Consider the following 13921-nt stretch of genomic DNA (forward strand, 5'->3'; position numbering starts at 1 on the left):
TGTTATGCCGTCAGGACGCGGACGTTGACGCCGCTTTCCAGACGTTTCAATTGCGCCGGATCATTGATGCCGAAGCCGATCTGAGTCACGGCCATGGCCGCAATGGCCGTGGCAGTTCGCAAGGTTTGCTCGGGTTTGTGCCCAGACAGCAAGCCGTGGACCATCCCGGCCAACAGCGAATCCCCCGCGCCGACGGTGCTGGCGACGGTGACTTTGGGCGGCAGTGCCTGCAACGCCACGTTGGAACTGAACCAGTGAACGCCCTCCGAGCCCTGGGAAATCACCACGTGCTCAATGCCACGCTGGCGCAGATCGGCCGCCGCCTCGGCTTGCGCAGCGATGGAAATGATCGGCGCATCAAGGGCGTCGGCCAGTTCTTCGGTATTGGGCTTGATCATCCACGGCGACGCTTCCAGGCCGGCGCGCAACGCTTCGCCGCTAGTGTCCAGCGCCACTTTCAAACCCATGGCGTTGAGGCGCAGCAACAGCGTTTTCAGCCACTGCGCGCTGACGCCGCGGGGCAGACTGCCGGCCACGACCACCGCATCAAAACCCGCCGCGATCTGTTCAACCCGAGCGGCCAGCGCCTGTTGCGCCTGAAGGCTGACTTCCGGGCCCGGGCCGTTGAGGTCGGTGATACGCCCGCTGCTTTCCGCCAGTTTGATGTTGCTGCGCGTCTCGCCCGGCACCCGCACGAACTCATCGACGAAGCCGCGCTTGGCGAACAGGGTTTCGAACGGCTGCTGGTTGTCGACGCCGAGGAAGCCCGCGACGGTCAGCTCGTGCCCCAGATCAGCCAACACCTGGGCGACGTTGATGCCCTTGCCCGCCGCGTGGCTGAGCATGGCATCGCTGCGGTTGACCTGGCCGATCTGTAAGGGGCCCAACTGCACGGTCAGGTCCAGCGCCGGGTTCATGGTCAATGTCAGAATTTTCGCCATTACAGCCCCTCCACGAGGGCACGCACGTCCGCCGCGCTGCCAACGGCCAGGGCCGCCTGCGCAAGTTTTCGGGCTTCGATCAGATTCAATTCACGGACGCAGGCTTTGACTTCGCCGATGCTCCGCGCCGAGACGCTTAATTCATCCACACCCAGACCGACCAGCACCGGGACGGCCAGCGGGTCGGCGGCCAGCTCGCCGCAAACGCCTACCCATTTGCCGTTGGCGTGAGCGGCGCGCACGGTGATGTCGATCAGTTGCAACACCGCCGGGTGCAGACCGTCGGCCTGGGCGGACAACATCGGATGACCGCGATCGATCGCCATCGTGTACTGGGTCAGGTCGTTGGTGCCGACGCTGAAGAAATCCACTTCCTTGGCCAGCACCGGCGCCAGCAATGCCGCCGACGGCACTTCGATCATGATCCCCAGTTGCAGGTCGGCAACCGGGATCTCCAGACGCAGACGCTCGGTCATGTCCCGGGCCTGGCGCCATTCTTCAACGGTGCCCACCATCGGAAACATGATGCGCAACGGGCGATTGTCCGCCGCACGCAGCAACGCGCGCAGCTGGCTTTCCATGATGTCCGGGCGTTGCAAGGTCAGGCGAATGCCGCGCACGCCGAGAAACGGGTTTTCTTCTTTATCGATGGGCCAGTACGGCAGCGGCTTGTCGCCGCCGACGTCGAGGGTGCGAACCACCAGCGGGCGACCGTCGAGGTCGTTGAGCACGCGTCGGTATTCCGCTTCCTGTGTCGCTTCATCGGGCGCGGAACTGTGGGCCATGAACAGCAATTCGGTGCGCAGCAGGCCAATCCCTTCGGCGCCCTGCTCCACTGCTGCCGGCGTGCCGGCGCTATCACCAATGTTGGCGAAGACCTCAACGGCGTGGCCGTCCTGGGTGATCGCTGGCTCCATGCGCAGTGCAGCGGCAGCCTTGAGGCGTTGCTCCCGGGTGTCACGGTCTTGCAAGGCGCGCTGCAGGGTCGCTTCGTCGGGCGCAACGTCGAGACGCCCGCGCTGGCCGTCAATCAACAATTGGGTGCCGGATTTGATCAGCAACACCGCATCGCCCGCGCCTACAAGGGCCGGGATGCCCAGCGCCCGGGCGACGATGGCGCTGTGGGCCGTGGCGCCGCCGCGGGCGGTGAGAATGCCGGCGACACGGGCAGGGTCCAAACGCGCGACGTCGGACGGACCGACTTCATCCATCACCAGAATGTACGGTTCTTCCGGCTCAACCAGGTCTTCGACGCCGCAGATTTGCGCCAGCACCCGGCGGCCGACATCCCGCAAGTCAGCGGCGCGCTCGGCCAGCAGCGCGTCTTTCAGCTGTTCCTGCTGACGCGCGGCGGCCTCGATCACGTTCATCCACGCGGCAGCGGCGCTTTCGCCTTGTTTCAGACGCTGGGCCACTTCGTCGACCAGCTCGGGGTCGGCGAGCATTTCCTGGTGCGTGACGAAAATCTCGCGAATGGCCTTCGCCGTGCTGCGTTGAATCAATTGCTCGATGTCGACGCGCACCTGCGCCAGCGCGCTGTGCAGACGTTCGTGTTCGACGCTCTGCGATTCGCCCTTTGCCGGGTAATCAATCACCGGCAGAACATGCACGTGGGCAGGGCCGACGGCGATGCCGGGCGCAGCAGGCACGGCCTGAATCTGAGTGCCTGCGGCGGGGGCGCTGAGGGTTTTTTCCACAACTGCCGGGGCTGGCTTGACTTCGGTATGGGTCGGCAACGGCTCGATTTCTTCGCCCAGGCCTTCGAGCACCGCAGCAATCAAAGCGGGCAAGGCGTCGGCAGCAATGGTCGGCTCGGCAATGAACTCAAGGGACTGACCGCGCTGCACGCCGAGGCTCAGCAGTTTACTCAGGCTCTTGGCCGACACAGGATTTTCGGTGCCGTCGACGATGCGCACGCGAATGTCGCCGTCAAAGCCCTTGGCCAGTTGCGCGAGGATTTTTGCGGGACGCGCATGCAGGCCGTGGGCATTGGCCAGGGTCACGCGCTCGCTCGGCCAGTCGGGCGGCACCTCGCCGCCCAATGCCTGAAGCACCGCGCGACTGCTGGTCGCTTCACCCAGTACGTGGCCGCGACCTTCGATCAGCAAGGCGCACAGACGTTCGAGCAACGCCTGGTGGGACTCACCCAGACTGGCGAGGCAGAACAGGCCGGTCAGCGACTGCCCCAAATGACGCATGGGTTTGTCCGGCGTAACGAAGGCCAGGCCGGGCTTGTTGACCATCTGCTCGCTGTGCAGCCACCAGAGGCCTTCGCCCAACGGCAGCGGCTCGACCTGCTGCAGCACCGCCGCGAAACCGTTGTTCACGCACTCGGCTTTGCGCAGCAAACGTGCGCCGCGCCAGACGAGCTCTTCGAAATCATCGACCATGACGCCCAGGCTGATCATCTGAGCATCGAGGGCCAGTTCCTGCGGCGCGCCTTGCAGCAGTTTGAGCAGAGACTCGGGATCCTTCGCCTGACGCAGCGCTTCGCCCAGGTCGTTTTCACCCAAGGCACGGGTCAGCAGTTGAAGCAACCGCAAATGCTCGTCGGACTTGGCAGCGATGCCGATGGCCAGATAAACCATTTGCCCGTCGCCCCAGTCCACCCCCTCGGGGAATTGCATCAGGCGCACGCCGGTGGCAAACACCTGGTCGCGGGTCTGCGGCGTGCCGTGGGGAATGGCGATGCCTTGCCCCAGAAAAGTCGAACCCTGTTGCTCACGCGCCTGCAAGCCTGCAAGGTAGCCGGGAGCCACCAGGCCATCGGCGACAAGCAAGTCAGCCAGCAGTTGCAACGCGGCGGGCTTGTCCACCGCCGACTGGTCCATGGAAATTTGCTCTATGGTCAGCTCGAGCATTGCGTTCTCCTGTGCTGCGCGGGGTCGCGCCAGATTCTTGTTGTAGGACCGGTCGTACACACCGATGACTTACGGTTTGCTAATAATGAATGCGTAAACTCACATTGATACTTCGACTCAGGCCCGCCTTAGGCAAAGAACAGGGCAGAAGGCGCCATAAACAGGCCTGCTGAATCGTTTAATCTAGCGTGCCGCGCACGTTACTTGATAATCCATGCGGATTGAAGCTCATCCGGTCGAATCGTGTAGGAAACATCCTTCGCGGCCCACACGCTTCCTACGAGACAACGGTCTGCTGTCATGATGGCTGTTAATCGGTGAAAATCCCTGCCACGGTAGTTCAGCTCTCACTTCTGCTTCTCATCACGAAAGGATGCCCGGCTTGAAACTCAGTGATATTGCGCGTCTGGCCGGTGTTTCTGTGACCACGGCCAGCTACGTGATCAACGGAAAGGCCGAACAGCAACGCATCAGCAGCGCGACGGTCGAGCGCGTGCGCGCGGTGGTCGACGCCCACGGCTTCCGGCCCAACCCGCAGGCGGCCGGGCTGCGCAGCCGGCATACCCGGACCCTTGGCTTCATCCTGCCCGATCTGGAGAACCCCAGTTACGCGCGCATCGCCAAGCAACTTGAACAGGGTGCCCGCGCGCGTGGTTACCAATTGCTGATCGCCAGTTCAGACGACGATCCCATCAGCGAGTTGCAGTTGTTGCAGCTGTTTCGCGCGCGACGCTGCGATGCGCTGTTCGTCGCCAGTTGCCTGCCGGCCAGCGATGACAGCTACCGCGCGCTGCAACAGCAAGGGACACCGGTCATCGCCATCGACCGGGAGATGGACCCGGCGCACTTCTGCTCGGTGGTCAGCGATGACCACGACGCCAGCCAGCAACTGACCCGCAGCCTGCTGGAGATCAAGCCGCGGCACATCGCCCTGATCGGCGCGCGGCCGGAGCTGAGCGTCAGTCAGGCGCGGGCCAGTGGCTTCGAAGATGCGCTGGAGGGTTTCGAAGGCTCGGTGATCATCGAACACGGCGACGCGTTCAGCCGTGACTGCGGCCAGCAACTCGCCAGCGAGATGTTTGATCGCCTGGGGTATTTCCCCGACGCGCTGATTACGACGTCCTATGTCCTGCTGCAAGGGGTGTTCGATGTGCTGCACCAGCGCCGCCTGAACCCGGACCAGCTTCATCTGGGCACATTCGGTGACACGCAATTGCTGGATTTCCTGCCGTTGCCGGTCAATGCCATGGCTCAGCAGCACCATCTGATCGCTGAAAAAGCCCTGGCCCTGGCGTTGTCGGCCATCGAGCAGGATCAGTACGAGCCAGGCGTGCATGCCATCGTGCGGACATTCAAACAACGGATTCACGAGGCGTAAGCAACGTGCGACTGATCGACACCCACACGCACCTGGATTTCGACGACTTCGACGCCGACCGCGACGCCGTCCTCGCCAACAGCCGGCAGTTGGGTGTCGAGCGCATCGTGGTGCTGGGCGTCTATCAGCGCAATCTGCAACGGGTGTGGGATCTGGCGATCAGCGAACCTTCGGTGTACGCCGCGCTGGGTCTGCACCCTGTGTTCCTTGAGGAGCATCAGCCAGAGCATGTACAGGAGATGCGCAACTGGCTGACGCGTCTGGCCGGGCATCCCAAGCTGTGCGCCGTGGGCGAGATCGGTCTCGATTACTACATCGAATCCCTGGACCGCCCGCGGCAACAGACGTTGCTTGACCAGCAGTTGCAGCTGGCGGCCGACTTCAACCTCCCTGCCCTGCTCCACGTGCGCCGCAGCCACGCCGACACCATTGCCGCGCTCAAGCGCTTCAAGCTCAAGCGCAGCGGCATCGTTCACGCCTTCGCCGGCAGCCGCGAAGAAGCCCGGGAATACATCAAGCTGGGTTACAAGCTGGGGCTGGGCGGTGCGGCGACGTGGCCGCAGGCGTTGCGCATGCACCGGGTGATCGCCGATCTGCCGTTGGAAAGCGTCGTGCTGGAAACCGACTCCCCGGACATGGCGCCGGCAATGTTTCCGGGCATGCGCAACAGCCCCGAGCACCTTCCCGATATATGCGCGGCCATCGCCGAACTGATGAAAATCCCTGCGGACAAACTGGCCGCAGCGAGCACCGCCAATGCGTGTGAAGTGTTCGGCTGGGACTGAAACCTGTCGCCGATTTCATGTTGCGATAAGAAATTTCAAAGACTTAGCGTGGTCCCTTGGGTATCTCTCTTGGTTAACTAAGGAAACCCGTTAATGAAATTCTCGAAGTTCGCGCAGGCCTTGTCGCAGTGGTCCGGCAGCCCACGAACCTTCCTCGTGGCGATTGCGCTGATCTGTTTGTGGGCCGTGACCGGGCCATTCTTCCACTACAACGACACTTGGCAGCTGATCATCAATACATCCACGACGATCATCACCTTCCTGATGGTCTTTCTGATCCAGAACACCCAGAACCGCGACACCGATGAGATGCATATCAAGATCGACGAACTGCTGCGCGTGACCAAAGACGCGCAGAACGCTGTGCTGAGCCTGGATAATCTTGATCAGAAGGAATTGCACGCACTGCGCAAGAAATACAAGGCGATGGGCGAAGGCGTGGAGTTTGATCACACCGAGGCGTTTCCGGAACCGGAGCCTGAGGCGGGTGAAGAGAAAGCGGAGTTGATGACCAGTCGCTGATTCTTCAGCGATTGAAGTGACGAATTCGCGAGCAAGCTCGCTCCCACAGGGAAGTGAGTACGGCGCGAAGTCTTTTGGCGAGAGGGTTAAATCGTGGGAGTGAGCTTGCTCACGACGAGGCCGGTACGTCCGAAATCTACAGCGGCAGAAGTGGCGTATTCGCGAGCAAGCTCGCTGCCACAGGGGCGCTGAGTACGGCGCAGAAACCTGTGGCGACACGACCGCTCCCACATGGACCATGTACCAGCCGGGCTACCAAGCCCGGCTGGTAAAGGGCTGAACTCCGGCTTATGTGATCGGCGCCGGGTTGAACAGGGTGATGTCGTTGTGCAGACGATACTTCTCGGTCCAGGTCGTCTTCTTTCCGCTGGCGACGTCGAGGTAGAAGTGAAAAAGCTCCCATCCCAAGTCCTCGATGCTGGCGCGCCCGGTTGCAATGCGCCCTGCATCAACATCGATCAGATCGGGCCAGCGCTGTGCCAGCTCCGTGCGGGTCGACACTTTCACCACCGGTGACATCGCCAGACCATACGGCGTGCCGCGTCCTGTGGTGAACACGTGCAGGTTCATCCCGGCCGCCAGTTGCAGCGTCCCGCAGACAAAGTCGCTCGCCGGCGTCGCGCAGAAGATCAGGCCTTTGCGCGTCACCCGCTCGCCAGGGCCAAGCACCCCGTTGATCGCGCTGCTGCCGGATTTGACGATCGACCCCAGCGACTTCTCGACGATGTTCGACAGCCCGCCCTTCTTGTTCCCCGGCGTGGTGTTGGCGCTGCGGTCCGCTTCGCCTTTGGCCAGGTAACGGTCGTACCAGTCCATTTCGCGAACCAGGCCTTCAGCGACTTCCATGTTTTCGGCACGGGAGGTCAGCAGGTAGATCGCATCACGCACTTCGGTCACTTCCGAAAACATCACGGTTGCGCCCGCGCGCAGCAACAGGTCCGAGGCATAACCCAGCGCGGGGTTGGCGGTGATGCCGGAAAACGCATCGCTGCCGCCGCACTGCATGCCCAGAATCAATTCCGACGCCGGCACGGTTTCGCGACGACGCTGGTCGAGCTTCTTCAAGCGTGTCTCGGCCAATTCCATGATCTGCTCGATCATTTCGTTGAAGCCGTGCTTGGAGTCTTGCAAGCGATACAGCCAGGGCTCGCTCAGGTCGACCGAGGCGTCGCCAGTGTGCATGACCTGATCGGCCTGCAGCTTCTCGCAGCCCAGGCTGATCACTAGCGCCTCGCCACCAAGGTTCGGGTTGCGCGCCAGGTTGCGCACCGTGCGAATCGGGATGTACGCGTCTTTGGCAGTGATGGCGACGCCGCAGCCGTAGCTGTGGGTCAGCGCCACCACGTCATCGACGTTCGGGTACTTGGGCAGCAATTCCTCGCGGATGCGCTTGACGGCGAAATCCAGAACCCCGGTGACGCACTGCACCGTCGTCGTGATGCCCAGGATATTGCGCGTGCCAACGGTGCCGTCGGCGTTGCGGTAACCCTCGAAGGTGAAGCCTTCCAGCGGCTCACCGCGGACCGGCACGGCGTCGGACATCGGCAGGCTGTCCAGCGCCGGCGCTGATGGCATGCGCAGCTGATCTTCCTTGACCCAACTGCCTTTCGGGATCGGCTGCAGCGCATAGCCGATGGTGTGGCCGTAACGAATGATCGGCTCCCCTTCGGCGATGTCCACGGTGTTCACCTTGTGGCTCTGCGGCACATTGTCGACGGTCACCAGACCGTTATCGAATTCAGTCCCCGCCGGTACGCCCTGGTCATTGACCACGACGACGACGTTATCAAGCGCGTGCAAGCGAATGTAACGCGGCGAATCGGCATGTTGGATCAAGTTCATCACGGTTTTTCCTCAGAGTTTCGCTTGAGAAAGCTCGGCTTCACTGGCCGGCAAGGCACCCTTCTGTGGGGTTTCCTTGAGTTCTACACGTTTGATTTCACCGACGATGAAGATGTAGCTGATCACCGCCACCAGCGCGTTGGCGCCGACGAACACCAGGGCCCATTTGAACGAACCGGTGGTGCTGATGATGTAGCCGATGACAATCGGGGTGGTGATGGAAGCGATGTTACCGAACATGTTGAACAGACCGCCGCTCAAACCGGCGATTTGTTTCGGCGATGCGTCGGACATGACCGCCCAGCCCAGTGCGCCAACGCCCTTGCCGAAGAAGGCCAGTGCCATGAAGCCCACGACGACCCATTCGATGTCGACGTAGTTGCACGTCACGATCGAGGTCGACAGCAGCAGGCCACCAATGATCGGCGCCTTGCGAGCGAAGGTCAGCGAGTGGCCTTTGCGCAGCAGGTAGTCGGAAATGATCCCGCCCAGCACGCCGCCGATGAACCCGCAGATGGCTGGCAGCGAAGCGATGAAGCCCGCCTTGAGGATGGTCATGCCGCGTTCCTGAACCAGGTACACCGGGAACCAGGTCAGGAAGAAGTAGGTGATGCCGTTGATGCAGTATTGAGCCAGGTAAATGCCCAGCATCATGCGGTTGGTCAGCAACTGACGCACATAGTCCCATTTCGGGCCGCTGGCAGAGCCTTTGCCCTTGTCCTGATCCATGTCGACCATGCCGCCGTTGTTGGCGATGTGATCGAATTCTTCCTTGTTGATTTTTGGGTGGTTGCGCGGGCTGTGGATAACTTTCAGCCAGATCAGGGAGAACAGGATGCCGATGCTGCCCATCACGATGAACACGTGCTGCCAGCCGAAGGTGTAAACGATCCAGCCCATGATCGGGGCGAACAGAACGGTGGCGAAGTATTGTGCCGAGTTGAAGATCGCCGAGGCCGTGCCGCGTTCAGACGTCGGGAACCAGGCCGCCACGATACGGGCGTTGCCGGGGAACGACGGTGCTTCGGCGAGGCCGACCATGAAGCGCAGGGCGAACAGCAGGAAGATGGCGGTGGAGAGACCGAATTCGCCGACGTAGCCTTGCAGCACGGTGAACAGCGACCAGGTGAAGATGCTCAATGCGTAGACTTTCTTGGAGCCGTAGCGGTCCAGAAGCCAGCCGCCTGGGATCTGGCCGGCGACGTAGGCCCAACCAAATGCGGAGAAGATGAAACCGAGGGTGACGGCGTCGATGCCGAGGCTTTTCTGCAGGCTGGAGCCCGCGATGGCGATGGTTGCACGGTCGGCGTAGTTGATCGTGGTCACCAGAAACAGCATGAGCAAGATCAAATAGCGGACGTGCGTCGGCTTGGTTTTCTGCATGTTCGAAACTCCCACTAGTTATTTTTTTTGCGCGGGTAAACGATCTTATGTGTGTGCTGCTCGCCTCTGCCCCTAAAACAGATGCGATGTGAAGCTGTACTGCGAGCTGTCCGTTAGCGAAGCCCCGAGGGCAAAAAACCGCTGATCGCTCAGCGGTTTTGCGGCAACTGGGCGATTACTGCTTGCCCTGCTTGTCCATCAATGCAGCCAGCATGTCGACTTCGTCTGACGTCAGGTCAGTCAGCGGTGCGCGGACAGGGCCTGCGTCGTAACCGGCAAGCTTGGCGCCCGCCTTGACGATGCTCACCGCGTAGCCGTGTTTGCGGTTACGGATGTCCAGATACGGCAGGAAGAAATCGTCGATCAGCTTGCCGACGGTCTCGTGATCGTCTTTGGCGATGGCGTGGTAGAAGTCCATCGCCATTTTTGGCAGGAAGTTGAACACCGCCGAGGAGTAAACCGGCACGCCCAGCGCCTTGTAGGCAGCGGCGTAGACTTCTGCCGTTGGCAGACCACCCAGGTACGAGAAGCGGTCGCCCAGACGACGGCGGATCGAAACCATCAGCTCGATATCACCCAGGCCGTCTTTGTAGCCGATCAGGTTAGGGCAGCGCTCGGCCAGTTGTTCCAGCAGCGAAGGGGTCAGGCGGCAGACGTTACGGTTGTAGACAACAACGCCGATCTTGACCGATTTGCAGACCGCTTCAACGTGGAGGGCGACGCCGTCCTGGCTGGCTTCGGTCAGGTAGTGAGGCAGCAGCAGCAGGCCTTTGGCACCCAGACGCTCGGCTTCTTGAGCCATCTGAATCGCTTGGCGGGTCGGACCACCGACGCCAGCCAGAATCGGCACGCTGGTTTCGCAGGTGTCGACGGCAGTCTTGATGATTTCGGAGTATTCGTCGCCGGTCAGGGAGAAGAACTCACCTGTACCGCCTGCGGCGAACAGCGCGGAAGCGCCATACGGGGCGAGCCATTCCAGACGCTTGATGTAGCCAGCGCGGTGGAAGTCGCCCTGGGCATTGAAATCGGTAACCGGGAAGGAAAGCAGACCGTGAGAGAGGATGGACTTCAGTTCTTGTGGATTCATTATTCGAACACCCTGGGGAGCTATTTTTGTGGATGAAGCACCAGTCCTGCGCTGATGTCGTAAGTCATCGTACAACCGGTAGTAGGATCACTCAATAGCGTTTTGAAATATTTATGACGGGGGAGGATGAGTGGTGCCTGCTGATGCTGGCATGGTGCGAAGCCCGGTTATGAGATGCCGCAGTCGCTGCAGAGGAGTGCTGAATGGCGCGATTTGTAGGAGTGAGCTTGCTCGCGATCTGGCGCAAAGCGGCAGCATTCTTGGTGATGCGGCGCGTTTGAAAGCACCGCAGCTTCAGTTTTACGACTGTTGCGCAGCCGATCGCGAGCAAGCTCACTCCTACGGCCTCCGGCCAGAGTCAACGAGCCGACGTCCGAGCCTGAATCACCGACCCGCGCAAACACCTTAGAGGGCAGCGCAGCTATGCCCTAGCCTTCTAACAACGTGTCTCAAGCCCGCTGCGATTCAGCCTCTTCATGGGCATGACGCAGCCGTTCACGGCTATTGGTCAGGTGCAGGCGCATGGCGGCGCGGGCGGCATCGGAATCCTGGCGCGCGATGGCATCGTAGATTTCCTCGTGCTCGCGGCTCAGGCGGCTCATGTAATGCTGGTTGTCGTCGTGGGCCAGGCGCGCAGAATTCAGACGGGTACGGGGAATGATGCTAGTGCCCAGGTGATTCATGATGTCGGTGAAGTAGCGGTTGCCGGTCGACAGGGCGATGGCCATGTGGAACTGGAAATCGGCGCCGACAGCATCGCTGGCATGGGCCGCGCTCTCGCTGAGTGCGTCGAGGGCGGCGCGCATATCGGCCAGTTGCTCGGCGGATCGGCGTTGGGCGGCAAGGCCGGCTGATTCGACTTCGAGACTGATGCGCAGCTCAAGAATCGCCAGGACGTCACGGAGGGTGACGATGGTGGCCGGATCGATACGGAAACCGCTCGGGCTCGGCGTGTCCAGAACGAACGTGCCGATGCCATGCCGGGTTTCGACGAGTCCGGAGGCCTGCAGGCGAGAGATGGCTTCGCGAACAACCGTGCGGCTGACGCCCTGCTCTTCCATGATTGCAGACTCGGTAGGCAACTTGTCCCCGCGCTTTAGCCCGCCAGTGCGGATCCGCTCGGAGAGTTCAGTCACCAGTTCCTGTGCGAGACTGCGGTGCTTTCTGCGTGCGCGAGGCGGAGCGCTCTGATTTTCCATATCCAACATGCATCTCTAAATACGCTGAACGCTGATGATAGCTCACCGGGTTGTGCGATCACACAACAACCCCGGCGTAGCACCTGGTTTACGACACTTTATCGCTTCAGCACTGTACGCTTAAAGTGCCGATTCGGTTAGCGGCTGCTCGTGCAACTGGCCACCGTCGATGCGCACGTGCCGGCGATGGAAACGCTTGAGGCTGCTGCGGTGGCCGATGCTGAGCAGGGTCACGCCTGGTAGCTCGTCCAGCAACGCCTGATACAGCGCGGCCTCATCCTCTTCGTCCATCGCGGATGTGGCTTCATCCAGATAAAGCCAGTCCGGCGCGAACAGTAACGCTCGGGCAAAAGCGACGCGCTGTTGCTCGCCCGGCGAAAGCATGCGCTGCCAGTGTTCACTCTCGTCCAGTCGCGGGATCAGGTGATCGAGGCGGCAGGTTTCCAGCACCTGAGCAAAGCGTTCGGCAGGATAGACTTCGGGCGCCTGGGGATAACTCAACGCCTCACGCAGGGTGCCAATTGGCAGATACGGTTTTTGCGGCAGGAAGAACGCACGTTTGGCGGGTAGCTTCACGGCACCGTGGCCTTCTTTCCACAATCCGCCCATCGCCCGCAGCAGCGTACTTTTGCCACTGCCGGAGCGGCCGCTGAGCATGACCTTTTCGCCTGCCGCAATGCGAATGTTGGCATTGTTCAGCAACTTACGACCGCCGGCGAGAGACAGCGCGAGGCCCTCGAGTTGCAAGGCATCGCTCTCATGACTGACCTTGATGGCCGGCACGCGCGCTTCGTTTTCGTCCATGGCCTGACGGAAGCTGAGCAGACGATCACAGGTGGCGCGCCACGATGCCAGCTGGGTGTACGCGTCGATGAACCAGCTGAAATTTTCCTGCACATTGCCGAATGCGGAGTTGATCTGCATCAGCTCGCCCAGTTCGATCTTGCCGGCAAAATAACGCGGCGCAGCGACGACGAAGGCAAAAACGATGGCGATCTGCGAGTAACCGGCGGTGAAGAACGTCAGGCGCTTCTGCACCTTCATGATCGTCCAAAAGTTGCTCCAGACCATGCCGAACCGTGCGCTCAGGCGCTGATTCTCGTTGGCCTCCCCGTCGGACAGGGCGATGCTTTCGGCGTTCTCGCGAACGCGCACCAGCGAGAAACGCATGTCGGCCTCGTAACGCTGTTGCTGGTTGCTCAGCACGATCAAGCGTTTGCCGATCAGGTGAGTCAGCAAGCTACCGACCGCGGCATAAATAAGTGCGGCCCAGAACATGTAGCCGGGGATGGTGATGCCAAACAGCTCGATGCTGCCGGACACGCCCCACAGGATCACCGAGAACGACACCAGGCTGACCACCGTGCGCAGCAGGCCGAGGCTTAGGCTGAGGGTGTCGGAAGTGAAGTTATTGAGGTCTTCAGACAGACGCTGGTCCGGGTTATCGGTGTAACCGCCCTGCTCCAGCCGGTAGTAGTTCTTGTGCGCAAGCCATTTGGCAAAATGCTGTTCCGTCAGCCATCGACGCCAGCGGATGGTCAGCATCTGGGTCAGATAGAGGCGATAGACCGCGCCAAGTATGGCAATGGCGGCAATGCCGCAGAAGTACAGAATCAGGTGGGTAAAGGCGCCCAGATCCTTGTTCTGCAGGGCGTTGTAAAAGTCGCGGTACCAGCTGTTGACCAGCACCGAGATAAACACACTGAACAGCGACAGCACGATCACTGCGATGAGCAGCACCCAGGCCATGCCTTTTTCTTCGCTGCGCCAGTAGGGCGTCACCAGCTTCCAGACCCGGGAAAAGAAATTCCCGTTTACAGCGTCATTGACCCTGGATTCGTCTACATCAAAATTCATGGCAAAAGCTCGGCAGCAGGCAATTAAAGGCGTTGGCGCCAATGTGCCAGACGCCACAGACGATCT

The 13921-nt window shown here is 61.1% G+C and carries 10 protein-coding genes; 3 read left to right on the forward strand and 7 right to left on the reverse strand.

Going from position 1 to position 13921, the window contains the following annotated elements; translation table 11 throughout:
* Positions 1-2: 2 nt before the first annotated feature.
* Both pfkB and ptsP read right to left on the reverse strand, forming a co-directional pair.
* Positions 3-941 (reverse strand): 1-phosphofructokinase, encoded by a 939-nt coding sequence (gene pfkB, locus AC0Z8Z_RS09040; protein ID WP_485618855.1) that lies wholly within the window; start codon positions 939-941, stop codon positions 3-5.
* Complete coding sequence (ptsP, locus tag AC0Z8Z_RS09045) at positions 941-3802, reverse strand: phosphoenolpyruvate--protein phosphotransferase (protein ID WP_485618856.1); 2862 nt, start codon at positions 3800-3802, stop codon at positions 941-943. Before ptsP ends, pfkB begins: the two co-directional genes overlap by 1 nt.
* A 382-nt stretch (positions 3803-4184) precedes the next feature.
* On the opposite strand from ptsP, the gene cra reads away from it, so the two are divergent.
* From cra to AC0Z8Z_RS09060, 3 genes are all read left to right on the forward strand, one after another.
* Entirely contained in the window at positions 4185-5180 is a 996-nt protein-coding gene (gene cra / locus AC0Z8Z_RS09050) for a catabolite repressor/activator (protein ID WP_485618857.1), read from the forward strand.
* 5 nt (positions 5181-5185) lie between these two features.
* Entirely contained in the window at positions 5186-5965 is a 780-nt protein-coding gene (locus tag AC0Z8Z_RS09055) for a TatD family hydrolase (RefSeq protein WP_485618858.1), read from the forward strand.
* A 93-nt stretch (positions 5966-6058) separates the two neighbouring features.
* A complete protein-coding gene (locus tag AC0Z8Z_RS09060) occupies positions 6059-6487 on the forward strand; it encodes a low affinity iron permease family protein (RefSeq protein WP_485618859.1) in 429 nt (142 codons plus the stop codon).
* Positions 6488-6775: 288 nt separating this feature from the next.
* On the opposite strand, the gene garD is transcribed toward AC0Z8Z_RS09060, so the two are convergent.
* The 5 genes from garD to AC0Z8Z_RS09085 form a co-directional block, all read right to left on the reverse strand.
* Complete coding sequence (garD, locus tag AC0Z8Z_RS09065; protein ID WP_122534962.1) at positions 6776-8329, reverse strand: galactarate dehydratase; 1554 nt, start codon at positions 8327-8329, stop codon at positions 6776-6778.
* Positions 8330-8341: 12 nt separating this feature from the next.
* Positions 8342-9712, reverse strand: a complete 1371-nt coding sequence (locus AC0Z8Z_RS09070; protein ID WP_205484709.1) for an MFS transporter — start codon at positions 9710-9712, stop codon at positions 8342-8344.
* A 175-nt stretch (positions 9713-9887) separates the two neighbouring features.
* Positions 9888-10799: a 5-dehydro-4-deoxyglucarate dehydratase gene (gene kdgD, locus AC0Z8Z_RS09075; RefSeq protein ID WP_122534960.1), complete on the reverse strand. Its 912-nt coding sequence runs from the start codon at positions 10797-10799 to the stop codon at positions 9888-9890.
* 449 nt (positions 10800-11248) lie between these two features.
* Positions 11249-11998 (reverse strand): FadR/GntR family transcriptional regulator, encoded by a 750-nt coding sequence (locus AC0Z8Z_RS09080; RefSeq protein ID WP_108120830.1) that lies wholly within the window; start codon positions 11996-11998, stop codon positions 11249-11251.
* Positions 11999-12118: 120 nt separating this feature from the next.
* Positions 12119-13855 (reverse strand): ABC transporter ATP-binding protein/permease, encoded by a 1737-nt coding sequence (locus tag AC0Z8Z_RS09085; protein WP_485618860.1) that lies wholly within the window; start codon positions 13853-13855, stop codon positions 12119-12121.
* Positions 13856-13921: the final 66 nt, after the last annotated feature.

The organism is Pseudomonas sp. 1L-C-7-B-C1 (genome assembly GCF_057291635.1).

Excerpts from the sequence above, each read along its gene's own strand:
- AC0Z8Z_RS09060 (WP_485618859.1), top strand. The coding sequence starts at position 6,059 with ATGAAATTCTCGAAGTTCGCGCAGGCCTTGTCGCAGTGGTCCGGCAGC.
- AC0Z8Z_RS09085 (WP_485618860.1), bottom strand. The coding sequence starts at position 13,855 with ATGAATTTTGATGTAGACGAATCCAGGGTCAATGACGCTGTAAACGGG.
- ptsP (WP_485618856.1), bottom strand. The coding sequence starts at position 3,802 with ATGCTCGAGCTGACCATAGAGCAAATTTCCATGGACCAGTCGGCGGTG.
- kdgD (WP_122534960.1), bottom strand. The coding sequence starts at position 10,799 with ATGAATCCACAAGAACTGAAGTCCATCCTCTCTCACGGTCTGCTTTCC.
- pfkB (WP_485618855.1), bottom strand. The coding sequence starts at position 941 with ATGGCGAAAATTCTGACATTGACCATGAACCCGGCGCTGGACCTGACC.
- garD (WP_122534962.1), bottom strand. The coding sequence starts at position 8,329 with ATGAACTTGATCCAACATGCCGATTCGCCGCGTTACATTCGCTTGCAC.
- AC0Z8Z_RS09080 (WP_108120830.1), bottom strand. The coding sequence starts at position 11,998 with ATGGAAAATCAGAGCGCTCCGCCTCGCGCACGCAGAAAGCACCGCAGT.
- AC0Z8Z_RS09070 (WP_205484709.1), bottom strand. The coding sequence starts at position 9,712 with ATGCAGAAAACCAAGCCGACGCACGTCCGCTATTTGATCTTGCTCATG.